This is a genomic window from Salinibacillus aidingensis, from assembly GCF_055393355.1.
This window is the reverse complement of sequence record NZ_AP043759.1, coordinates 1,382,815-1,405,969: the sequence shown is the minus strand read 5'-3', so window position 1 is coordinate 1,405,969 and position 23,155 is coordinate 1,382,815. Positions and strand designations below refer to the sequence as shown.

Here is a 23,155-nt window from a genome sequence, read left to right as displayed (position 1 = left end):
CTTGGAGGAATTAAAAAATGCTTACATCTATAAAAAAACATTTCCAAATAGGCGGAAGAACCATTAAAACCGGTATATCCGTTTTTCTTACGGCACTTATATGTCAAATTTTTCAGTTCCCAGTTATATTCGCTGTAATGACAGCTATCGTTACCATTGAACATACAGCTGCTGATTCTATCAAAAAAGCGATGGTTCGATTTCCAGCATCGGCTATTGGAGCGTTTTTATCTGTATCCTTTTATACGGCATTTGGAAAAAGTGCGGCTACCTACGCCCTTGCGGCTATGTTAACCATTGCGATTTGTCATAAGCTAAAGCTGGATGAAGGAATCGTTGTTGCTACTTTAACGGCTATTGCGATGATCCCGGATTTTCAGGGAAATTCTTTTGAGTCCTTTCTGGTACGATTAGCGACAACATCCATAGGGATTATCGTCTCAACAGGTGTCAATTTTTTCTTACTCCCTCCGGATTATACAGACAAAATACATAACAACATGAACCGGCTATTTGAGAAAGCGGCCCGTTTAAACCTTACAATTAGTGAATTTGTATTGGATCATAAGCAAAATCGAAAACAGAGAAATCGAATCCTATATCAGCAGATTATCCGGGAGATTAATCAGACTTATCGGCTCATCGCTTTTCAGCGGGAAGAGTGGAGATACCATAGATACTCCAAGGAGGCTTTTCGTCAACTTCACTTTTGCCAGAAGAAATTAACCTACTTACAGCAAATGATTGATCATGTGGGAAATTTACAATTTGTACAATTAAAGAAAAATGCTTTTAATGAAGAGGAAAGGAAGCTTTTACATAAGATTTTTGTATCGATTGCAGATATTTTGAGAAATCCTGAGCACGTCATTTCAGAGGCACATTATAAGCGGATCGAAACCTTAGATGATGAATTCTGGCACTGGAAGGAGGAACATATAAAAAAAGCTGAATCTGCTGAACACCTGCCACCCCAGACGATTGTTCTGTATGAGCTGTTATTTTTACATCGCATATTAGAAGAACTTCAACGAATGACACATAATGAACACAAAATTGAAGAAGATAAATAATAAATAACAGCAGAGGAGATTATCAGCTATGGGTAAAGTTTCAAAAGTATTTTATATCAGTTTAGTCGTCTCTTTACTCTTCATCGTTTGGGGTGTATTGCCAAATGATTGGGTAGGAGATTGGAGTTTACAAAATGTTACATCTAATATACAAGGCTTCCTGGTTGATAAGTTTGGCTGGTTTTACCTACTATCAGCTACAGCCTTTTTAATTTTTGCTATTTTCCTTATTGCCTCTAAGTATGGGAATATTGTTCTTGGAAAGGATTCAGACAAACCTGAGTACCCTTATATTACCTGGTTTGCGATGTTATTTAGTGCAGGTATGGGGATTGGGCTTGTCTTCTGGGGAGCGGCTGAGCCGATTTCCCACTTTCATAATCCGCCTGAAATAGGATTGGAAGAAGAGGATACAGCAAAAATGGCCTTACGATACAGCTTCTTTCACTGGGGACTGCATCCTTGGGCTATTTACTCTATTCTTGCTTTAGCCCTTGCTTACTTTCAATTTAGAAAAGAGTCCCCTGGTCTGGTAAGCAGCATTTTAGAGCCTTTATTTGGAGATAAAATGAAAGGCGGATGGGGTACAACCGTTAACTTTATTGCCGTTTTTGCCACCATTTTCGGTGTTGCCACCTCGCTTGGATTAGGTGCCCAGCAAATTAATGGTGGTATAGGCTTCTTATTTCCTGGTGTCGAAACAAGCATGAGTTTACAACTGATTATCATAGCCATCGTAACCGTATTATTTTTATTCTCAGCTATGACAGGTTTGGACAAAGGAATAAGATATCTCAGTAATACAAATATTGTCCTTGCCATTTTACTCATGTTTTTCCTGCTGTTCGCAGCACCGACAAACTTTATCATGGATTTATTTACAACCACATTAGGAAGCTATGTTCAAAACCTTCCTTCGATGAGTTTTCGAATGACACCGTTTGATGAAAATAGCACCTGGGTTCAGGACTGGACCATTTTCTACTGGGCCTGGTGGATCGCCTGGGCACCATTTGTCGGTACCTTTATTGCCCGTGTTTCCAGAGGGCGAACCGTACGGGAATTTGTGCTCGGCGTTCTGTTAGTACCAACCCTTTTTGGTGCATTATGGTTTTCCGTATTCGGCGGCTCAGCTATATCCCTTGAATATCACCAGGGATTAAATATTATTAATGTAATTAATGACCAAGGAAATGAAGTAGCTTTATTTACGGTATTACAGAAATACCCTATTAGTATTATTACGTCAACCCTGGCGATTTTGCTTATTAGTACGTTTTTCATTACATCTGCAGATTCAGCAACCTTTGTTTTAGGAACTCAGACAACTCATGGAGATTTAAACCCAGGGAAAAAGGTGAAATTTATATGGGGAATTATTATTTCTGCAACCGCGGCAGTGCTGTTATGGCAGGGTGGCTTAGGAGCACTGCAGACAGCTTCAATTATTGCCGCCTTCCCTTTCACCTTTGTATTGCTGCTGATTATATTTGCTTTACTGAAAGAATTTGATGAAGAAGCGAAGTATTATCCTTTACAACGTCGAAAAAGGCACGCACAGGCTCAAAAGCAGGAATAGAAAACACGACTCCCTTGTCCAGTTAAGGTCAAGGGAGTCTTTTTATGTAAAGAGATGCCAAAGACAGTAACCTCCATAAACGGCACCAAATGCAAGCGCAATGTACAAGAGTCGGATTTTAGAGTTTGAAATAAAATACTTTCCTCCATAAAAGGCTAAAACAAAAAACCAGATAAAAAATAGTACATTCACAACCGGATGATCCTTAGCAGACAGGTAGGTTGTCAATATGTATACACTCCATAAAATGATCAGGAGCTGTAAAAATGTCCATTTATACATCCCTATCATCCTCATCGTTTCAATATCCTGTATTTTATATTTATGAAACAGAGGAATAAAATATGGGAAAAAGCTGAATGGATTTTACTGTTAAAGGAAGGCTCTTTTCATAGTGATTGTTGTTTTTGATAGATCATGCGCCATAGATAAAATCCTTAAAATACAGCTAGATTGTTCTGAATCAAGATGAGTGGATGCATACGTTCCGGCAGAACACTTCGCTTTCCATGGGCCCGGCCTCAGCCTCCTCGGAAGCAAAAAACGCTTCCTGCGGGGTCTTCACCACGGGCTGTTCCCATAGGAGTCTACGTGTTCTGCCTCCACTAAATGGATGTTCTGATTGTAAGTATATTGAGATCTTGTCATACCTATATTATCCAATGTTAGTAACGAGTGAATCGCTGTTTTAGCGGAGGGAATATGCGTAGACTCCTTGTCGGTTAAAAGCGGCACGTCCTGTGCCAACACCGACATTAGAACGTCCTGTTCGTCGTGGGAGGAAGGCCTAGGTGAGACCCCACAAAGAAAAGCGAAGGCGACCGGAGCCGCCCACGGCAAAGAAGACACTATGAAAACGACCTTAGGGAGTTGAATAGATGTCGCATTTGTGCCCTTTTGGTGAAAGCGAAGTATATTCCCGTAGCGACGAGATAGCACACATCCTAAAGCTCCGAATTTATTGCACATCGTATATCCTTTGTGCAAAACAACAACCTTTTAGAAAATTGCCTAAAAGAAAAAATAAGGAATCTGAAATAGACATAGCGTTTTTACTATATTGTTGCATTAAAAAAGCTGCCCCAAAAAGGAGCAGCTTTTTTATGTTATTACCTTTATTTTGGTACGTGGATTGGCATGCCAAGCGCAACTTCAGAAGCTTCCATAGTCATTTCGCCCAATGTTGGGTGTGCATGAATGGTTAGAGAAATATCTTCTGCAGTCATGCCTGCTTCAATAGCAAGACCTATTTCAGCAATGACGTCACTTGCATTTGCACCTGCTACTTGTCCGCCGATGACGAGACCGTCCTCTTTACGAGTGACAAGCTGGACAAAGCCGTCTGTGTCATTCAGAGATAAAGCACGACCATTGGCTGCATATGGGAACTTCGCTACTTTTACATCATATCCATCCTCTTTTGCAGCGTCCTCTGTATAACCAACGCTTGCAAGCTCAGGATCTGTAAAGGCTACAGCTGGAATCCCCATGTAGTCAATTTCGGATGCTTCACCACTGATGGCTTCTGCGGCAATTTTTCCTTCATAGGATGCTTTATGTGCAAGTGGTGGTCCTTCAACAATGTCACCAATAGCATAGATGTTGGATACATTGGTACGGCACTGCTTATCAATCTTAATCAGACCTTTATCCGTCAGTTCCACACCTGCTTGCTCTAATCCAAGTTCGTCTGTATTTGGACGACGACCGACTGTAACAAGTACATAGTCAGCATCAACGGTTTCTTCTTTTCCTTTTACTTCATATTTAACCGTTACGCCATCTTTCTTTTCTTCAACGCCTTGTGCCATAGCGTTTGTAATGACGTTTACACCTTTTTTCTTCAGGCGACGTTTTACAATAGAAGTCATGGATTTGTCAAAACCGCCAAGGATGTCATCTGTACCTTCAAGAACAGTAACTTCCGTACCAAAGTTTGCATAAGCGGTACCAAGCTCAGAACCGATGTAGCCTCCACCGATAACCACTAATTTTTCCGGAATCTCGGAAAGGTTTAGCGCTCCGGTAGAATCTAATACACGATCTGAATATGGAAATGGTTTAAGCTCAATTGGACGGGATCCGGTTGCAATAATGCAATTGTTGAACTTATAGGTCTGAGAATTTTTCTCATCCATAATCTTTGCTGTGTTTTGATCAACAAAGTAAACTTCACCTTTTACAATGTCCACTTTGTTTGCTTTAAGTAAGCCTTCAACACCACTGGTAAGCTTATGAACAACACCGGACTTCCACTTTTGAACTTTTGAAAAGTCTACAGACACATTTTCTGCCGTAATTCCCATATCATCGGAATGATTGGCATTTTCATAACGATGAGCTGCTGAAATTAAGGCTTTGGATGGGATACAGCCAACGTTTAAACAAACCCCGCCAAGATCGCCTTTGTCAGCAATCGTAACTTTTTGGCCCATTTGAGCAGCGCGGATAGCTGCAACGTATCCGCCTGGGCCTGCTCCTACGACAAGTGTGTCTACTTCAACTGGAAAATCTCCTACTACCATAATATTACGCCTCCATCATGATTAATTGTGGATCATTCAACAAGCGTTTAACATGGTTCAACGCTTCTTGAGCAGTTGCACCGTCAATGATACGGTGGTCAAAGCTTAATGACAATGCTAATACTGGAGCTACAACAACCTCACCATCGCGTACCACTGGTTTTTCAGCGATTCGGCCAATTCCAAGGATCGCTACCTCTGGATGGTTGATAACTGGAGTGAACCACTGTCCGCCAGCAGAACCAATGTTGGTAATTGTGCATGATGCACCTTTCATTTCGTCTGGTGCCAGCTTGCCATCACGAGCTTTGGCTGCCAATTCATTGATTTCTGCAGAGGTTTCAAAGATGGACTTACGGTCAGCATCTTTGACAACAGGAACAAGAAGTCCTTTGTCTGTATCTGCTGCAATACCAATGTTGTAGTAATGCTTATGAACGATTTCATCGGTTTCATCATCAATGGATGTATTCAATGTTGGATATTTCTTCAACGTTGAAACAAGAGCTCTTACGACATATGGAAGATACGTAAGTTTAATATCCTGGTCTAATGCCGCTTGTTTGAATTTCTTACGGTGTGCAACAAGTTCTGTTACATCCACATCATCCATAAGTGTAACATGCGGTGCAGTCTGTTTCGATTTTACCATAGCTTTGGCAATAGAACGACGGATTCCGCTCATTTTTTCGCGAGTTTCTGGATATTGTCCTTCTGCTGCCACCTGCTGTGCACCAGATGCAGCTGCTGGCTCTGCTGCTTCAGCCGCTTGAGCAGTGTCTGCCTGGTCACCGCTCAGGTAACGATCAATATCTTCTTTCAGCACACGATTATTCTTACCGGAACCGCTAACCTGCTGAATGTTTACTCCCTTGTCACGGGCATATTTGCGTACAGATGGCATTGCGATTACACGTCCGCCTTCTGCAGCTTCCTGTTCGTCTGCTTGTGCAGGCTGTTCTTTCGTTTCTTCCTGCGCGTCTTCTTTAGGGGCTTCTTCGCCTCCACCTGTATCCGGCTCTTCATCATACCCTTCAGCGTCAAACACGATTAGTGTATCGCCTACGGTGGCTACTTGACCTTCGTCTACTTTTACGTCTGTGACTGTACCGTCAACAGGAGATGGGATTTCTACAACAGATTTATCGTTTTGTACCTCACAAAGTACATCATCTTCTTTTACTTCGTCTCCTGGTTTAACAAACCATTTTACAATTTCACCTTCGTGTATACCTTCACCAATGTCTGGGAGTTTGAAATTAAAGGCCACTAGAGTTCCCTCCTATTCATTCTATTAAAAGTTAATCGCTTCTTTTGCCTTTTCAATAATGTCCTGATGATTTGGTAACCATACCTCTTCTGCTGCTGTAAATGGATATACGGTATCTGGAGCCGCAACTCTTAATACAGGAGCCTCTAAGTGCAGGATTGCACGTTCCTGGATTTCTGACATTACCTGTCCGCCAATTCCTGCTTGACGCTGTGCTTCCTGAACCATTACAACACGATTGGTCTTCTTCACAGATTCAAGAATCGTCTCGTAATCGACCGGACTTACCGTACGAAGGTCAATAACCTCAGCGCTAATGCCATCATTTTCAAGTTCTTCTGCAGCTTTTAAGGCAGAGTGTACCATTGCACCATAAGCAATAAGTGTAATATCTGAGCCTTCACGTTTTACATTCGCTTTATCTAAATCAACTGTGTATTCTTCTTCCGGAACTTCTTCGCGGAATGAGCGATAAAGCTTCATGTGCTCTAAGTAAACAACAGGGTCGTTATTACGAATGGATGAAATCAACAAACCTTTTGCATCATATGGTGTAGATGGAATAACCACTCGTACACCTGGTTGCTGTGCAATAAGACCCTCTAAGCTGTCTGCGTGCAGCTCAGGTGTGTGTACGCCGCCGCCAAATGGAGAACGGATAGTGATTGGTGCGTTTTTGGTATCGCCGGTGCGGTAACGCATACGTGCTGCCTGACCATTAATCGCATCCATTGCCTCAAAGACGAAGCCAAAGAATTGAATTTCAGGCACAGGACGAAAACCTTGTGTCGATAGACCTACAGACATACCAATTATTCCTGACTCTGCAAGCGGCGTATCAAATACACGATCTTCGCCAAATTCTTTCTGCAAACCTTCAGTTGCACGGAACACACCGCCGTTTTGACCGACATCTTCACCGAAAACTAATACGTTTTCGTCATTTTTTAACTCCGTACGCATAGCATCAGTTATCGCTTGAATCATCGTCATTTGTGCCATGATCTACTTCGACTCCTTCTCTTTATATTCTTCCATTTGTTCTTTAAGGTTAGATGGAAGTTCTTCATGCATAATGGAGATCAGGTCTGTTACCTTTTGTTTTTCCACTCCATCTGCTTCCTTGATAGCGGCTTTAATCTCTTCTTTAGCCGTTTCAATGGTATTGTTCTCTTCTTCTTCAGACCATAGTCCTTTAGCTTCCAGGTATTTACGGAAACGGATTAATGGATCCTTCTTTTCCCATTCATCATCTAATTCTTCCGTACGATAACGTGTAGGGTCATCCCCAGCCATAGTATGAGGACCATAACGGTACGTAACAGTCTCAATAAGGGCAGGACCTTCACCGTTAATTGCGCGTTCTCTTGCTTCACGAACAGCCTTATAAACAGCCAATACATCCATTCCGTCTACACGTATACCAGGAATACCTGCTGCAACTGATTTCTGGGCTACACTGCTTGCTGCTGATTGCTTTTCAACAGGAACAGAAATGGCAAAGTGGTTGTTTTGAACAACAAATACGTTATTCGCTTTATAAGCACCTGCAAAGTTAATCCCTTCGTAAAAGTCACCCTGGGAAGCTCCACCATCGCCTGTATATGTAATAGCAACAGCTTTTTCTCCACGTTTTTTCAAGCCTAAGCCAACACCTGCAGCCTGAGTATATTGGGCACCAATGATGATTTGCGGGCTTAAAGCATTAACACCCTCTGGCATTTGATTCCCTTTATAATGACCACGGGAGAATAAGAAAGCCTTATAAAGAGGCAGACCCTGCCAGATTAATTGAGGCACATCACGATAAGCCGGAAGGAGATAATCCTCCTGATCAAGAGCAAATTGACTGCCTAATTGGGAAGCCTCCTGACCAGCTGTTGGTGCATAGAAGCCTAAACGACCTTGACGGTTTAAGGCAATAGAACGCTGATCCAGCACTCGTGTATATACCATGCGGCGCATAAGTTCTTTCAAATCATCATCTGATAAATCAGGCATTTCCTCTTTATTTACAACTTCGCCTTCTTCATTCAAAATTTGAATCATTTCAAATTGATTCTCGATGTTTTCAAGTGAATTTTTGAACAACTCAATCACCTATCCTTTCCTTTGAAAAATCATCTCCATCATTAGGTTTCCCAAAAATTGAGGAGAAGTACTCAATATTTTTGTATTTTTCGTGCTCAATTATTTGAGAACTGATCGGTGCAAAACTGTTACACAATGAAAGGTGTTTTTCATTAGTACAATTTGAGTTTAGCTCAAAGTTATTTATACGTCAAACATTTAATTTGTTTCTTTAAAATCTTTCCAAATAGCGTGTTACAAGTGTTTTATAACACGCATGTATACCTGGTGTTCTGTATCAGTTTTTGCCCAAACTGTATCACTTTAAGTACCCAACTGTTACAACTTACTGATGATACAGATAAAAGCCGGGATTAAATCTTAGTGAATAAGTACCCTTTGTAGCGGTTTTATCTATTTTATATCTGCCTGCCTTCAGCACTTTTAATTCATCTTCAGTGTTATGAACGAATGTTGCCTCTCCTGAGATCTTATCTTTAAAACAATAAAAAGGCATAACCATCAACATTCGACGGGTATGCCTTTCTTTAAGTTTTGCCATTCAGACGATTATTTTGGAATACACACACGATCAAACTACCTACTCGGAGTCTTCCTTAGATTTAGAGTCATCTGTGCTTTTTTCCTTTTCATCTTTTTTATTTTCTTCATTGTTTTCATTATTTTCTTCTGTATCCTGTTTTTCTTTTCCTTCACCCTCTGTAGACTCTTCCTCTGTCTGAGAGTCCTGGTTATTGCCTTCAAACTTAATATTCAGGTCTGTTGCCTCGTAAAACTCAATTTTTAAATCATTATAATTTTCCGTAGCAGTATTAAACGCAGCTCTGGCTTCTTTATACTGGTCATAGCTCTCATTGATTTTTTCAATTTGGGCTTCCAGATCTTCCATTTTCAGCTCTTCATTTTTCAGCATGCTGTACAGTTTCTCATCACGTTTCAGAGCTTCTTTATAGGCCTTATGTAAATCTTCATAGGCACTGTATCGTGTTTCCATTGCTTTTTTCAATTCATTAGCCTTTGACTGAAGTTCCTCTGATTCCAGATCCTCTATCACGGAATCAACGTTATCAAATTCTTCTTTTGCCGCATCAATGCTTTCTTTTTCTGACTGAATGATCTCCTTGCGTTGCTCTAAAATCGAAACGGCTTCATCGGAGAGCTTCTTTATCTTGGCCATTTCACTTTCCGGCAATTCTAAAATCTGTTCATACAATGCTTGTTCTTCATTTTGTAATGAAACCAGCTGTTCCTGCTGTTCCCCGAAGTTCTTTTCCAACTCAACTGCTTTCTCTAAATGATTGTACATTTGTTCCGAAGCAGAAGGACCCTGTTGACACGAGGCCATTAAGAACATTACGAAAATCATTACTAAGATTCCTTTTCCTTTTCGCAACATTTCCTTCCTCCTTATGGCTACTTCTTTATAAGTATACCACACATGTTTTTTCTATAATATGTTTTTTAAAAGCCAATTAGGCATTCAATCTTTAAACATTTTCATACTCCTTATGATAATATACAATATATAGGAACAATGAAATATAGAGGAGTGTCAAACATGATTACAATGGATGATATCGTCCGCGAAGGCCATCCAATGCTTCGAACCGTAACAAAAGAAGTTCCGATTCCTCCCACAACGGAAGATCAGGAAACCCTTAAAGAGATGCTTCAATTCTTAAAAAACAGTCAGGATGAAGAAACGGCTGAAAAATATAACCTGCGTCCTGGTGTTGGACTGGCAGCACCTCAGTTAGGTTTGGATAAACGTATGCTTGCCATACATGTAGAAGATATAAAAGGAAAATTGCATAGCTATGCATTGTTTAATCCTAAAATTGTCAGTCATTCGGTTGAAGGTGGTTATCTTTCAAGCGGAGAAGGCTGTTTAAGTGTTGATCGTGAGGTGCCAGGCATTGTGCCCCGCCATGCACGGGTAACCGTGAAAGCATACGACATTGATGGGAATCAGGTGAAACTAAGATTAAAAGGCTATCCTGCCATTGTCATTCAACATGAAATTGATCATCTTAACGGTGTCATGTTTTATGACCATATCAATGAAGAAAATCCCTTCCACCCTCCGGAAAACGCAAAGCCTGTTGACCAGGAGCAAGGCTGAATATTATGTCCGAAGAGTCGCTTAAACAGGATGTCATTTCTGTTTTGGCGACTTTTTTATATTCCTGCAAATTGTATGTTCGTTCTTCAGCAATTTATATTTTCTTCTATTCATGAAATTTGGTTTTTCTGGTTAGAATAATGCATGTAAGCAATGCGTGATATAAATAATTTTTATAAACTTTAAGGTTTATCTATTTCATTCTTGCGCAAACCATATTATACTAAAAGTACTTGGGAAAGGGTCGGCAAATAAATAGATAGCGTTTTTTCTTAGCTTTTCAATACACATGAAAGGAGCTTCGATATGCGATTGAAACGTTTAAGGGAAAAGCTAAAAAGACGTTGGAAGGATCTTTTGGGTCGAAAAAAATATGCATAGTATTTCCTCCGTACCTGTTTAAATCAATATAATATACGTTTGTCCAATACAACAATTTACAGTGGAATCAGGATATGAATTTTTATCTAGTAAGGAGAGATCGACATGATTTATAAAGTACTTTATCAAGAAAGCCCGGAGGAAGTTCCAATTAGAGAACGGACCCAAGCCATGTATGTGGAAGCAGAAAGTGAACGTGAAATTCGTAAAAAACTATCCGATCGCAATGTTCATATTGAGCATATTATTCAACTAAGTGAAAAACACTTGGAATATGAGCAGGGCTCAGAAAACTTCGAAGTGGAGAAACTATAAATGAAATTCGTTAAAAATGATCAGGCAGCGGTTTTTGCACTAGGTGGTCTAGGTGAGATCGGAAAAAATACGTATGGCATTCAATTCCAGGATGAAATCATTTTAATTGATGCAGGAATTAAGTTTCCTGAAGACGAACTCTTAGGAATTGATTATGTCATTCCAGACTATACCTACCTTGTTCAAAACCAGGACAAAATTAAGGGATTATTCCTCACCCACGGGCATGAGGACCACATCGGAGGCATCCCTTATTTATTACGTGAAATTAATATCCCTATTTATGGGGGTAAGCTTGCGATCGGTTTAGTAAAAAGTAAATTAGAAGAACATGGGTTATTACGGAATGCAAAGCTTCATACCATTCAAGAGGAAGATGTGATTAAATTCCGTAAGACATCCGTATCCTTTTTCCGCACAACGCATAGTATTCCTGACTCTTACGGTATTGTTGTAAAAACACCACCAGGAAATATTGTTCATACAGGAGATTTCAAATTTGACTTCACTCCTGTAGGTGAACCTGCCAACTTGACGAAAATGGCAGAAATCGGACGAGATGGGGTATTGTGTTTATTATCAGATAGTACAAACAGTGAAGTCCCTGGATTCACTCTGTCTGAACGTGTAGTAGGACAAAGTATACGAGAGATTTTCAGTAATGTGGAAGGAAGAATTATTTTTGCAACATTCGCTTCCAATATCCACCGCTTACAACAGGCTGTCGAAGCAGCTGTAAACAATAATCGAAAAATTGCTGTATTTGGACGCAGTATGGAAAAAAATATTCAGGTAGGAAAAGAATTAGGTTATATTCAGGCACCTGAGGATGCTTTTATTGAGGCATCCCAGATTAACCGTCTCCCAAGTAATGAAGTGGCAATACTATGCACGGGATCTCAAGGTGAACCAATGGCAGCCCTTTCCCGTATTGCCAATGGAACACACAGACAGATCCAGATTCAGCCTGATGACACGGTGGTATTTTCTTCGTCACCAATCCCAGGTAACACAATCAGTGTCAGTCGTATGATTAACATGCTTTACCGTGCCGGGGCAGAAGTTATTCATGGTTCATTAAATGATATCCATACTTCCGGGCATGGATCCCAGGAAGAACAAAAGCTTATGCTTCGTTTACTAAAACCAAAATACTTCATGCCTATTCACGGTGAATACCGTATGTTAGTGGAGCATATGAAACTGGCCAGTGATTGTGGAGTTGACCCAAAAGATTCATTTATTCTAGATAATGGGGATGTACTTGCATTAGGAAAAGACACTGCCTCATTTGCCGGTAAAATTCCTTCTGGTTCGATTTACGTCGATGGTAGTGGTATAGGCGATATCGGAAACATTGTTTTGCGGGACCGCAGAATCCTTTCAGAAGAAGGCCTTGTAATTGTTGTCGTAAGTATCAATATGAAGGAATTTAAGATTGCTTCTGGCCCGGACATTATCTCTCGAGGGTTTGTCTATATGAGAGAGTCTGAGGATTTAATAAAAGAAGCACAGAAGCTGGTTTCCAAACACCTGCTAAAAGTAATGGAACGCAGAACCAGCCAATGGTCCGAAATTAAAAATGAAATTACCGACACCATTGCACCGTTCCTCTACGAAAAAACAAAGAGAAAGCCGATGATTCTCCCTATTATTATGGAGGTTTAGAATCAACGGTCATATAATAAAAAGCTGTCTCATTAAGAGGCAGCTTTTTGTGTTGCAGCAATTTATAGTATTAAGATATGTTTAGAAACCACCGCTCCGGAAAAATACTCCGCTAAGACATCCTGTCATTCGGTTTAGGACCAAGCTATTTGTTATGTCCCGACTCCTCCCCACAGGTGCTTAGTCATCTTCCACAACTAAATTTTTCTCAAATCTGGAAATATCCTTATCAGCACCAATGACAATCAGAATATCATTTCCGCGAATTTCCTCTGTCGCCAGCGGGGATACAAGCACTTCTTTATCCCTTTTTATCGCTACAATATTACATCCATATTCTGCACGAATATCGAGATCAACAAGGGTCTGCCCATCCATTTTCTCCCCGGCTTTTACTTCGACCACACTATGCTCATCGGAAAGCTCCAGATAATCTAAGACGTTACTGGAAATGATATTATGGGCAATTCGGCGTCCCATATCACGTTCAGGATGGACAACATAATCGGCACCAATCTTGTTTAAAACTTTCTCATGATAATCATTTTGTGCTTTTACGGTAATCCTCTTTATCCCCAGTTCCTTTAACATAAGGGTTGATAAAATACTGGACTGAATGTTATCACCGATGGCTACGATCACATGATCTATATTTTGTATACCTATCTCTCTTAAAACCTTTTCATCTGTTGTATCTGCAATGACTGAATGAGAAGCGATATCTTTAAATTCATTTACCCGGTCAGGATCCAGGTCAATGGCCATGACATCCATTCCTTCTTTACTCAGCTCAAGGCAAATACTACCGCCAAATCGCCCAAGTCCAATGACTGCATAATCCTTTTTTTTCATGGCTAACTCTCCCTACTGTGTTTGTACATGGCTATAGTCTATCATAAGTTTACGGAAATTAGGAAGACTACAAAATGGCTCACTTGATTGTTGTAAAAACTTCCTTTAAAATACAAACCCTGCAGCTCACTCTGCTAAACAGAAAGTCAGGAGGTACACCATGGTCATTTCTTATCCAATCTTAGCCGCTTTACTTGCTTCTTTACTTGCTCAAGTGATAAAAATTCCTCTTCATTACATAAAAAAGCGGGAATGGAAGTTTGAGCTGTTTTTCAGTACTGGAGGAATGCCAAGCTCCCATACGGCAACTGTGGTGTCACTTACAACCGCCATGGCACTGACAGAGGGTATTCAATCCAATGCATTTGCGATTAGTCTCATTTTAACCATTATCGTTATGCACGATGCAACAGGAGTCAGAAGACAGGCTGGGCAGCACGCTGTGGCATTAAATCAAATGGCAAAGGATTTCCAGCAGCTGGTGGGCACTCTGAAGCATCACAACCTGAACAATTATGAAAAGAGAGAGCAGCTTAAGGAGCTTTTAGGTCATAAACCCTTAGAAGTCTTTTTTGGCGCTCTGTTCGGACTGATTGTGGGACTGATATTATATAGCTTTTATCCGTTTCCTAAGGCTTAATTTAAATAGCAAAAGCGGAGTGCCCGTTTGTTCAACCGTGACTCGTAAGCCTAAGCGGTCATAAACGGTCACCTCCGCTTTTTTTGTCCAGCTACGGCTCCTGATCAGTCGCCTTCGCTTTTCTCTGTCCAGCTGCGGCTCCCAGGCCCAAGCGGTCATAAGCAGAATCCCCTACATGGCCAAAAAGCGGCCACTCCGGATATTCTGCTTATGCCGTCGGGCCTAAACGCTCGCCTTCGCTTTTCTTTGTCCAGCTGCGGCTCCTGATCAGTCGCCTTCGCTTTTCTTGCCTAAGCGCCTAGCATTTGGAACTGGGCTTTGACAAGGTGATAGTATTCTCCCTGGTGATCCATGAGCTCATCGTGGTTGCCCTGTTCAATGATGTGTCCATTTTCTAAAACAATGATATGATCGGCCTCACGAATAGTTGATAACCGGTGCGCAATTAAAATCGATGTGCGGCCGTCAAGCAGCCTTTTAAGGGCTTTTTGTATTTTCTGCTCTGTTTCTGTGTCAATACTTGCAGTTGCTTCGTCCAGAATAATAATCTTTGGATCCGCCAGTAAAGCTCGGGCAAAGGACAGCAGCTGTCTTTCGCCTACGGACAGGATATTTCCTCTCTCTTCCACTTCCGTCTCATAGCCATCTGCCAGGCGTTGAATGAAGTCATGTGCCCCTACAACCTTCGCAGCTTCAATGACCTCTTTATCCGTCGCATCCGGACGTCCGAAACGGATGTTTTCCTTAATCTTTCCTGAGAAAATAAAGGTATCCTGCAGAACTACACTGATATTTTGCCGCAAGCTGTCAAGGGTGACATCACGCAGGTCTGTTCCATCAATTCTTACAGCCCCCTGTGTTGGATCGTAAAAGCGGCTGATCAGGTTGGCGATGGTTGATTTTCCTGAGCCAGTATGGCCGACCAGGGCCACTGTCTGTCCCTGCTTCATCTTGAGAGATATCTCATGAAGAGCGATACGATCATTGTCGTAGGAAAATTGCACCCGATCAAATTCAACATTTCCTTTCATGTCATTAAACTCGATCGCGTCTGGTTTTTCCTTCACATTTGGTCTCTCATCAAGAAACTCAAAAATACGTTCAGATGAGGACATGGCCATAAGCAATTGATTATAGCTTTGTCCGAGGCGGGAAATCGGATCCCAGAACATACCTAAATAAAAGGCAAAGGATACAAAAATACCCGTTGTAACATAAGGATCATTTAAAATTAAATGAGCCCCATATGAGATAAGAATAGCGGTTCCGACTGCATTACACATTTCCACAAGTGGCCGGAACATGGCACTCTTCTTCGTTGCAATTCTCCATCTTTCATAGTTATCTGTATTTACACCATTAAAGAATTCTGTATTTTCCCCTTCCTGTGAAAAGGACTGAGTGATTCGAATGCCCTGGATGCTCTCATTTAAATGAGAATTTAACCGGGACTGCTGGATTCGCACCTGCTGCCAGGAACGGCGGATGTTTTTCCGCAGCTTTGTTGAAATAAAGAACATAATCGGTATGACAATCATTACGGCTAAGGCCAGTTTAGGACTTAACACGAACATAATCACCACAATTCCGAGCAATGTGATCACATCTGTCAGAAGGTTGATAATTCCATTCGTAAACAGCTCCTGTAAAGAGTTTACATCATTTAAAATTCTGACGAGAATAGAACCGGCTGACCTGGAATCAAAAAACCGATGGGACAGGCGCTGCACATGGGAAAACAACCCATCTCTTAAGTCATAGATGACACCCTGCCCGAGTTTATTGACCCAGCGTATTCGCAAGGTATTGGCAATAAAATTAAATACATATAAGAAGCCGATGAGAATGACAAATTGAATAAGCAGGTTGACATCCTGGTTAGCTAACGCCTTATCAATCGTATAGCGTCCAATAATAATCGGGACAATTAACCGCACAGCTGTTGAGACTAACATCGCAATAACAGCTGCAGGCAGCAGTGTCTTGGCATAAGGCTTCATATATTTTAATAAGCGTATCGTCTGCTTCCAGTTAAATGGCTTATCAACGGCTGTATCAATCGTGTAATAAAAACGTTTTAAATGCTTGCTTTCTGTTGCTGAACTTGTTTGACTCATATTCTCCCCCCCTATCCTGGATGCTTTTCCAAAACGGTATCCTGATCCTGATATTGAATGTTATAAATTCTTTGATAAGGGCCTCCATTATTCAGGAGATCCTCATGCTGCCCTCGCTCTGCAACCTTTCCATCCTCAAGAACGAGAATTTCGTCTGCATGTTTAAGAGCTGAAATCCGGTGAGCAATAATAAAGGTCGTTCTTCCTTTCATGACCTCTCGAAGGGCTTTTTGGATTTTAAATTCTGTTTCCATATCCACCGCTGATGTGGCATCATCCAACACGAGAATCCGCGGGTTAATCAAAATTGCACGGGCAATGGCAATACGCTGCTTCTGCCCTCCGGATAGGCCCATTCCCCTTTCACCGAGTAAGGTTTCATAGCCTTTAGGCATATCCATAATAAAATCATGAGCCTGAGCCCGCTTAGCTGCATCGATAACCTCATCCATCGTTGCATCCGGATTTCCGTAGCGGATATTTTCCAGGATGGTCGTAGAAAATAGAAAAGCCTCCTGAAGCACAAAGCCAATGCTCTTCCGCAGGGTTTTTAATCCATATTCCTGTACAGGTTTTCCGTCAATCAGCACCTGTCCCTGTTCCGGTTCATAAAAACGGGTAATCAGCTGTGTGATGCTCGTTTTTCCGGATCCTGTTGCTCCAATCAGTCCCATTACCTTCCCTGGGGGTGCATCGAAGGAAACATCTTTCAAGGCGGCATCATCATCCTCTACATATGTTAGCGTGACATCATGAAATGTTACATGACCCTGTATGGAATGTTCTTTTACAGCATTCGGCCGTTCCTGTATATCTTCCTTTTGCTCCAGAATCTCCAGCAGACGTTCACCGGAAGCTTTCGCCTGGGAGAACTGGTTAATAACAAAACCAAAGTCTGTTAAAGGCCAGACGATATACCATACTAAACTGAAAAAGGCCACTAATTGACCTGGTTGCAGGTCACCCTGGATGACTAAGTGACCGCCGAATCCAAGCAGCACAACTACACTAATGTTTCCCAGCAGCTCCATTAAAGGGAAAAATTTTGCCCAGATACTCGCTGTATGTAAATAATGGTCCCGGTAATTCTCATTGGAGTCGGCAAAGCGGCCAATCTCAAAATCCTCTCTGGATAGGGATTTAACCGTATGAATTCCGCTGACATTTTCCTGTACTCTCGTATTTAAGCGTCCCAGTGACTTCCGCACCCCGCGAAAGGCCGGATGCACTTTTTTATCAAATCGCCAGGTTACCACGGCAAGAAACGGCATGGAAGCCATGGTTACCAATGCAAGGGGAACAGAATAATAGAACATGACCCCCAGACTTATGAAAATCAATAAGGTAATACGGACTACAGATGTAAAACCAAAGGATAAGAAAGCCCTGAAGCTCTCCACATCCGATGTCAGGCGTGACATCAGGTCACCGGTCTTCGCATTATCATAGTATTTAAAGGATAATTTCTGCAGCTTTTTATACAATGCATTCCGCAAATCAAACACTGACTTTATTCCGAATAATTCACCAAGGTACTGATGAATATAAGTAGCCAGACCTTTCACAGCCATAATTCCAATAAATCCGAAAGCTAAGTAAGGAATCAGCTGATACCTTTCTCCCAGTACCACTTCATCAATGGTTATCTGAAGGACGATTGGATAAACGACCGTAATTCCTGTTACGAACAGTAAGGCAAATAAAGAGATAAATAACAGCCGTTTATAAGGCCAGAAAAATTGTTTAAGCTTCTTAAAAGTATCCAATGTTGTCCCTCCCTTTCCTCTATTTTTAAAATCGCGTATATATAAATATATCGAGTTCCGAAATAAATATCTACCCTTTTGCTTAAATTTTTTTAATTTTTATAATTGAACATAAAAATATGCCTGTCATCATTTCAGACAGGCATTGTATAAGCTAAGGCAGTCTTTGCAGATGTGCGGCCAGTTTTTGATAAAAGCCATCAAGGTCATGGATTCCTAAAGCATCCTTTGCATTAATGCCAATGTGATCGAGGTGATCCCAGCCATTTTGCACTGAAAAATGGTTCCACACACCTTTTTGCGCTTTTTCTCCATAATCGTACGCTTCATGCTTTTGGCTGAATGGATACTTCCCTGAAACCACGTTTACCAGCCCATCGTTCGGCCACCAGCTTTCATCAATAGCAGGGTCCGGATGATTCCTTGTATACGATCCCATAAAGAGGCTGGAAGGGACCAGCATTGCACTCATGGATAAGGAAGGCAGAGAACGTCCGGTTAACCAATCCTCATAAGTGGCCTGGCCTATAAAGGAAAAGTAATAGACATCCGGATGTGTCCCGACCCATTCATTCAGCTCCTTTGCCCCGGGAGTCGTCAAATCATAAAGACTAATATCCCGCCTTTCCCAGACAGAACTATTGTAAATGCGATCAGCATAGGACAGGAAGGACTCTCCCTCTTCTCTTTCCAATCCCCAATGCTCGAGCTTAAAATCATAAACCAGGCTGTCCTGTGACAATCCACCCATAGCTGCTGCATGCATAACCATTTTCTTAATTAAAGGAACCACAAGCTCTTCATCAGCAAAGGTTGAACCATTATGAGGGGTGGCCAGTGACGTCACGCTCTGAACCTGGCTCTTTCCATCCTTAAACAATGGCGATAACTCCATCCCCTGCTCTTTCGCGTAGCTTCGTTCTGCCTCGGATCCATCCTTCAGCAAGTCCACAAGCGTTCGAATCGTCTGTCCGCCCATGCTGTGACCAACGAGATGAATTTTATTTTTTTGATTCCATTCTGTATAAATCCCCGGGAAGGTTTTTCCGTATTGATCATGACCATGTTCTTTGGCGTGCCGGGCTCCATAATCAACAGTGCCCCCATTTATGTAATGATATAGCTCAACGGCACGATCCCAGTTGCTGGATACAGGCCCTACAGTAGCTACATAAGTCTGAAAACCTTGTTCATTCAGGTTAGCTTGAATATCCTGCAGTCCACCCCAGTAATGAAAGCCACCCATTTCACCTTCTCCCCAGCCCATCAGACCATGAACCATTACAATGGGATAGCTATTCCCCGAGTTTTTCTTTTGATTTTCCTCAGCAAGACTTGTAAAAGGTACAGATAACAAGGCTAAAACGAGACTTAAAATTAACATAACTCTGCTTAATGCTATCATATTCACTCTCCTATTTCATAATTTTCTGATTTTCTGATTATTATATACATTAATCATTCGCCATATGAAACCCTTTTCTTATTTATGGAACAGGAAAAAAGACGCAGATATAAATAGTGAAAGAGATTGTACAACTGACAATGTACTCGTATCAAACGGAGAAGTTGGATTATTTATCGATGTAGAGGGATGACAATTGGAGACCCTAGGTAAGATGAATCCTTAGCAATAAGAGGAATTATGGGGAATGAAGAGTACTTAAATACTTTTTACGAGGGCTATAAACGTTACAAGATTTCGAAAGAGGAATTTCAATATTTTGAACAGGGATTATATGAGTTTTTCTAATCTTATTTTGATTAAAGGATCGCGTATAAATGCACAGTAAAGGCTTAGAGGAAACAACCTCTAAGCCTTTACTGTGCATTTATTGAAGATTATTTTGTCCCGGTTGCCCTGGCATTGGAGATTTAGCAAATGAATTCAAAATCTGCTGCATATCCTGTTGGGCTAACTGCGGAACCTGATAGTAGCCATTTTTATTCTGATAAAGGAACAGCTCATAGGCCATTTCAATAAAGTTTGGTATGCTGTCTGCTAAAACCCGACGCACGACAGGATTTGTTGCTTCTAATGACGCCGTAGTCATGGCCGTGGCATTTGCCTTTGCAAGCCCCATCATAAAGCTGGATATACATTTGTCATCCAATTCACTAACCGATTGTTTTGGTTTGGATGGCTGGGATGGGGTTAAACCATAAGTGACATCATTGCTCTGATTCATTTTATAGCTCGATGTTGGCATGGATGGGTCCTTCCCTGTAGAAAAGGCCTCTACCATAATGTTGTACTGTGAGTTCATAAACGCAGATTGATTTTGGCAAATCGTCATGAGCTCCTGATCCTGAATATGCTCTTTATAAAGCATATACTGCTCCATTTGCCCAATAAGCCCGGATAGAACCTCATGAAGATCAAGAACTTCATGACCACCATGGTTAAATGTAACATTTCCACCAGGTGTCGGAACTGGATTCATGGATGGATTGTTCATCTGCTGGTTGGCCAATCTGAATCACTCCTTTAAAGGATGGATACACCTTTAGTATGGATTCAGATGGCCTGGCACAACCAATGAAAAAAGTTCCGTTACTGGTGAAGAATGTTCCCTTACGAATTCTTACCTTTGGCTTAAAACCCGCTGAATTCGTTTTGTCAGCATCCTCAGACCATTTCCTCCTGTCTGTGTATGACGAAGCTTTCCTTCCTTATCAAAAACAAAATACGCAGGTACCTGCTTAATCTTAAAAGCATTGGTTAAAGTTAAATCATTATCGACAAATATGGGCTCAGTGATATGGTATTCATTTGCTGTTGCCTTTACATGGTCAATATCCTTATCTGACTCACTCCTTGGCATGTGAACGGATACGACATTCAGATAGTCCGCGTAATGATCACGGATTTGGTGGATCTTTGGCATGACTTTTTTGCAGGTTCCGCAGCTTGTGGACCAAAAATGGATAAGTACAGGCTCTTCCCCTATCAGTTCCTCTTTCGTCCTACGTCCATTTATTGTGGCAGTTGCTCCTGACAAATCAGGCATTTCCTGTCTTAATCTCATCAATTCTCCTCCCCTTCTTTTCATTTAAAAAGGCCTAACGAAATGTTAGACCTTTTTTCTTTATTAAATGTGATTGTATTATGATGTGTTACACTTCCAATGTTTCCTGTCCGGGCTTCCAGTTAACGGGGCAAAGTCCTCCTGTCTGAAGGGCCTGCAGGACTCTTAACGTTTCATCTACACTCCGCCCGATATTATTATGATTGACGGTCTGATACATGAGTTCACCTTCAGGGTTAATAATAAATAACCCTCTTAGCGCTACCCCTTCTTCTTCAATTATTACCCCATATTCCCGGGACACTACATGATTGGTATCTGCCGCGAGCGGATATTTTACATCTCCAAGTCCATTATCCTCTCTGGACGTTTTGATCCAGGCTAAATGGGTATGAATCGTGTCCGTTGAAGCCCCGATAACCTCAGCATCCAGATCCTCAAACTCCTCATAACGGTCAGATAAAGCGGTGATTTCAGTCGGACACACAAAGGTGAAATCCATCGGGTAAAAAAATAAGACCGTCCACTTCTCATGCTTCATATTTTCCTCCAGTGAAACCTTGCCGAATTCTCTGTTTGGAAGTACCGCATCCATTTCAAATCGTGGGGCCTGTTTTCCTATCATACGTTCTGCCATATGTAATCCCTCCAAATCAAGTAAGTGAAAATAATCTTTCTTACACCCAGTAATTTATTATCGCCACTTTCCTGCAAATTAAACCAGAATACCCAAAATATTCCGCTTATTCGACAGTCTTTTCTCATTCATTGTTTAACCGAACAGATTTGTGGTATACATAATAAGGAATCTTCAATAAGAGACAGAAATCGAAATTTTCTGATCATTCCCCTGCGATCAACGAATCAAGAATAGGAGAGATAAAAGTGGAATTTTTCGATTTTCAGCTTCATCCTGTTTTACAGAATATCATGACGACCGCTTTTAAAATTTTACTGGTATTTATTGCATATGCTATCCTTTCCCCACTCGGAAAGCGTCTTATATCATCTGTCATGACCAAAACCAGTAAAAAGCAGCGGTTAAGTGAGGCCAGGGCAAAAACGCTGGAAAAGCTGCTGAAAAATATTTACGGCTACGTCCTTATCTTTATTCTGGTGATTACTATTCTCGGAATTTTTAATATCCCGGTTACTCCTATGCTTGCTGGAGCCGGCGTGATCGGACTGGCTGTCGGCTTTGGAGCACAAGGGCTTGTCAGTGATGTGGTGACCGGCTTTTTTATTCTGCTGGAAAAGCAAATTGAAGTGGACGATTATGTAACGATGAGCGGTCTATCCGGAATTGTGGAAGAGGTTGGCTTAAGAACGACGCAAATGCGCGGATTTGATGGGACCCTTCACTATATCCCGAACCGAAACATCTCTAATGTCAGTAATCATTCCCGCGGCAATATGCAGGCTTTAGTGGATATTGGGATTTCCTATAATGAAAATATTGACGAAGCCTTACGAGTACTGCAAAATGTATGTGATCAGTTCGCAGACAAGGATGATCGGGTTAAGGAAGGCCCGGATGTTGTTGGAGTCCAAAGCTTCGGCTCCTCTGATGTGGTGATTAGAATTATTGCCCAGACAGAAAACATGGAACAATGGGCAGTCGAACGGGACTTAAGAAAAGAAATTAAGCAGGGCCTTGAAAACGCCGGTATTGAAATTCCTTACCCACACCAGGTGTACATTTCAAAATCAGAACAGGGATAAGTTCA

General features: G+C 41.4%; 21 protein-coding genes and 1 pseudogene. 8 read left to right on the top strand and 14 right to left on the bottom strand.

Annotated elements, in window-relative coordinates; all coding sequences use genetic code 11:
* Positions 1 to 17 precede the first annotated feature (17 nt).
* Together ACZ5OK_RS07650 and ACZ5OK_RS07645 are read left to right on the top strand one after the other, a co-directional pair.
* Positions 18 to 1,073 carry an aromatic acid exporter family protein gene (locus ACZ5OK_RS07650; protein ID WP_343840783.1) on the top strand — a complete coding sequence of 352 codons (1,056 nt, stop codon included), beginning with the start codon at positions 18 to 20 and terminating at the stop codon, positions 1,071 to 1,073.
* Positions 1,074 to 1,101: 28 nt separating this feature from the next.
* Entirely contained in the window at positions 1,102 to 2,652 is a 1,551-nt protein-coding gene (locus tag ACZ5OK_RS07645; RefSeq protein ID WP_343840781.1) for a glycine betaine uptake BCCT transporter, read from the top strand.
* A gap of 42 nt (positions 2,653 to 2,694) precedes the next feature.
* Here ACZ5OK_RS07645 and ACZ5OK_RS07640 read toward each other — a convergent pair whose 3' ends face one another.
* The 7 genes from ACZ5OK_RS07640 to ACZ5OK_RS07610 all read right to left on the bottom strand — a co-directional run bounded on the left by ACZ5OK_RS07640 (position 2,695) and on the right by ACZ5OK_RS07610 (position 9,934).
* A complete protein-coding gene (locus ACZ5OK_RS07640; RefSeq protein ID WP_343840778.1) occupies positions 2,695 to 2,934 on the bottom strand; it encodes a hypothetical protein in 240 nt (79 codons plus the stop codon).
* An 833-nt stretch (positions 2,935 to 3,767) separates the two neighbouring features.
* Positions 3,768 to 5,177, bottom strand: a complete 1,410-nt coding sequence (gene lpdA / locus ACZ5OK_RS07635) for a dihydrolipoyl dehydrogenase (RefSeq protein WP_162038782.1) — start codon at positions 5,175 to 5,177, stop codon at positions 3,768 to 3,770.
* A 4-nt stretch (positions 5,178 to 5,181) separates the two neighbouring features.
* The gene (locus tag ACZ5OK_RS07630; protein ID WP_343840774.1) at positions 5,182 to 6,447 is read right to left on the bottom strand and encodes a dihydrolipoamide acetyltransferase family protein; all 1,266 of its coding nucleotides are present in this window, start codon (positions 6,445 to 6,447) and stop codon (positions 5,182 to 5,184) included.
* A 24-nt stretch (positions 6,448 to 6,471) separates the two neighbouring features.
* Complete coding sequence (locus ACZ5OK_RS07625; RefSeq protein WP_343840773.1) at positions 6,472 to 7,449, bottom strand: alpha-ketoacid dehydrogenase subunit beta; 978 nt, start codon at positions 7,447 to 7,449, stop codon at positions 6,472 to 6,474.
* Positions 7,450 to 7,452: 3 nt separating this feature from the next.
* Entirely contained in the window at positions 7,453 to 8,496 is a 1,044-nt protein-coding gene (gene pdhA, locus ACZ5OK_RS07620; RefSeq protein WP_343841506.1) for a pyruvate dehydrogenase (acetyl-transferring) E1 component subunit alpha, read from the bottom strand.
* A 367-nt stretch (positions 8,497 to 8,863) separates the two neighbouring features.
* Positions 8,864 to 9,079, bottom strand: coding sequence for a hypothetical protein (locus tag ACZ5OK_RS07615; protein ID WP_464758654.1), 216 nt, complete (start codon positions 9,077 to 9,079; stop codon positions 8,864 to 8,866).
* A gap of 39 nt (positions 9,080 to 9,118) precedes the next feature.
* Complete coding sequence (locus ACZ5OK_RS07610; protein WP_343840767.1) at positions 9,119 to 9,934, bottom strand: YkyA family protein; 816 nt, start codon at positions 9,932 to 9,934, stop codon at positions 9,119 to 9,121.
* Positions 9,935 to 10,096: 162 nt separating this feature from the next.
* On the opposite strand from ACZ5OK_RS07610, the gene def reads away from it, so the two are divergent.
* The 3 genes from def (at position 10,097) to rnjA (ending at position 13,024) form a co-directional block, all read left to right on the top strand.
* Positions 10,097 to 10,660 (top strand): peptide deformylase, encoded by a 564-nt coding sequence (gene def, locus ACZ5OK_RS07605; RefSeq protein WP_343840764.1) that lies wholly within the window; start codon positions 10,097 to 10,099, stop codon positions 10,658 to 10,660.
* Positions 10,661 to 11,146: 486 nt separating this feature from the next.
* Positions 11,147 to 11,356 carry a DNA-dependent RNA polymerase subunit epsilon gene (locus tag ACZ5OK_RS07600; protein ID WP_343840761.1) on the top strand — a complete coding sequence of 70 codons (210 nt, stop codon included), beginning with the start codon at positions 11,147 to 11,149 and terminating at the stop codon, positions 11,354 to 11,356.
* Positions 11,357 to 13,024: a ribonuclease J1 gene (gene rnjA / locus ACZ5OK_RS07595; protein ID WP_343840759.1), complete on the top strand. Its 1,668-nt coding sequence runs from the start codon at positions 11,357 to 11,359 to the stop codon at positions 13,022 to 13,024. It abuts the gene before it with no gap.
* Between the two features lie 180 nt (positions 13,025 to 13,204).
* On the opposite strand, the gene ACZ5OK_RS07590 is transcribed toward rnjA, so the two are convergent.
* Complete coding sequence (locus ACZ5OK_RS07590) at positions 13,205 to 13,876, bottom strand: potassium channel family protein (protein ID WP_343840757.1); 672 nt, start codon at positions 13,874 to 13,876, stop codon at positions 13,205 to 13,207.
* A gap of 160 nt (positions 13,877 to 14,036) precedes the next feature.
* Between ACZ5OK_RS07590 and ACZ5OK_RS07585 the strand changes: the two genes are divergently transcribed.
* The gene (locus ACZ5OK_RS07585) at positions 14,037 to 14,516 is read left to right on the top strand and encodes a divergent PAP2 family protein (protein WP_343840754.1); all 480 of its coding nucleotides are present in this window, start codon (positions 14,037 to 14,039) and stop codon (positions 14,514 to 14,516) included.
* Between the two features lie 290 nt (positions 14,517 to 14,806).
* On the opposite strand, the gene ACZ5OK_RS07580 is transcribed toward ACZ5OK_RS07585, so the two are convergent.
* The 3 genes from ACZ5OK_RS07580 to ACZ5OK_RS07570 form a co-directional block, all read right to left on the bottom strand.
* On the bottom strand, positions 14,807 to 16,633 hold the full coding sequence (locus tag ACZ5OK_RS07580; RefSeq protein ID WP_343840751.1) for an ABC transporter ATP-binding protein: 1,827 nt from the start codon (positions 16,631 to 16,633) through the stop codon (positions 14,807 to 14,809).
* 11 nt (positions 16,634 to 16,644) lie between these two features.
* On the bottom strand, positions 16,645 to 18,399 hold the full coding sequence (locus ACZ5OK_RS07575) for an ABC transporter ATP-binding protein (RefSeq protein WP_343840748.1): 1,755 nt from the start codon (positions 18,397 to 18,399) through the stop codon (positions 16,645 to 16,647).
* A gap of 154 nt (positions 18,400 to 18,553) precedes the next feature.
* On the bottom strand, positions 18,554 to 19,804 hold the full coding sequence (locus ACZ5OK_RS07570) for an esterase/lipase family protein (RefSeq protein ID WP_343840746.1): 1,251 nt from the start codon (positions 19,802 to 19,804) through the stop codon (positions 18,554 to 18,556).
* Between the two features lie 124 nt (positions 19,805 to 19,928).
* Between ACZ5OK_RS07570 and ACZ5OK_RS07565 the strand changes: the two are divergent.
* Positions 19,929 to 20,152: pseudogene (locus ACZ5OK_RS07565) on the top strand (aminoglycoside phosphotransferase family protein); the annotation flags it as partial.
* Positions 20,153 to 20,231: 79 nt separating this feature from the next.
* Here ACZ5OK_RS07565 and ACZ5OK_RS07560 read toward each other — a convergent pair.
* The 3 genes from ACZ5OK_RS07560 to ACZ5OK_RS07550 all read right to left on the bottom strand — a co-directional run bounded on the left by ACZ5OK_RS07560 (position 20,232) and on the right by ACZ5OK_RS07550 (position 22,065).
* Positions 20,232 to 20,858: a spore coat protein gene (locus tag ACZ5OK_RS07560; RefSeq protein ID WP_425542221.1), complete on the bottom strand. Its 627-nt coding sequence runs from the start codon at positions 20,856 to 20,858 to the stop codon at positions 20,232 to 20,234.
* A 126-nt stretch (positions 20,859 to 20,984) separates the two neighbouring features.
* On the bottom strand, positions 20,985 to 21,428 hold the full coding sequence (locus ACZ5OK_RS07555) for a TlpA family protein disulfide reductase (protein WP_343840741.1): 444 nt from the start codon (positions 21,426 to 21,428) through the stop codon (positions 20,985 to 20,987).
* An 88-nt stretch (positions 21,429 to 21,516) separates the two neighbouring features.
* A complete protein-coding gene (locus ACZ5OK_RS07550; RefSeq protein WP_343840738.1) occupies positions 21,517 to 22,065 on the bottom strand; it encodes a peroxiredoxin in 549 nt (182 codons plus the stop codon).
* A 293-nt stretch (positions 22,066 to 22,358) separates the two neighbouring features.
* On the opposite strand from ACZ5OK_RS07550, the gene ACZ5OK_RS07545 reads away from it, so the two are divergent.
* Complete coding sequence (locus ACZ5OK_RS07545; protein ID WP_343841503.1) at positions 22,359 to 23,150, top strand: mechanosensitive ion channel family protein; 792 nt, start codon at positions 22,359 to 22,361, stop codon at positions 23,148 to 23,150.
* The last annotated feature ends 5 nt before the right edge of the window (positions 23,151 to 23,155 follow it).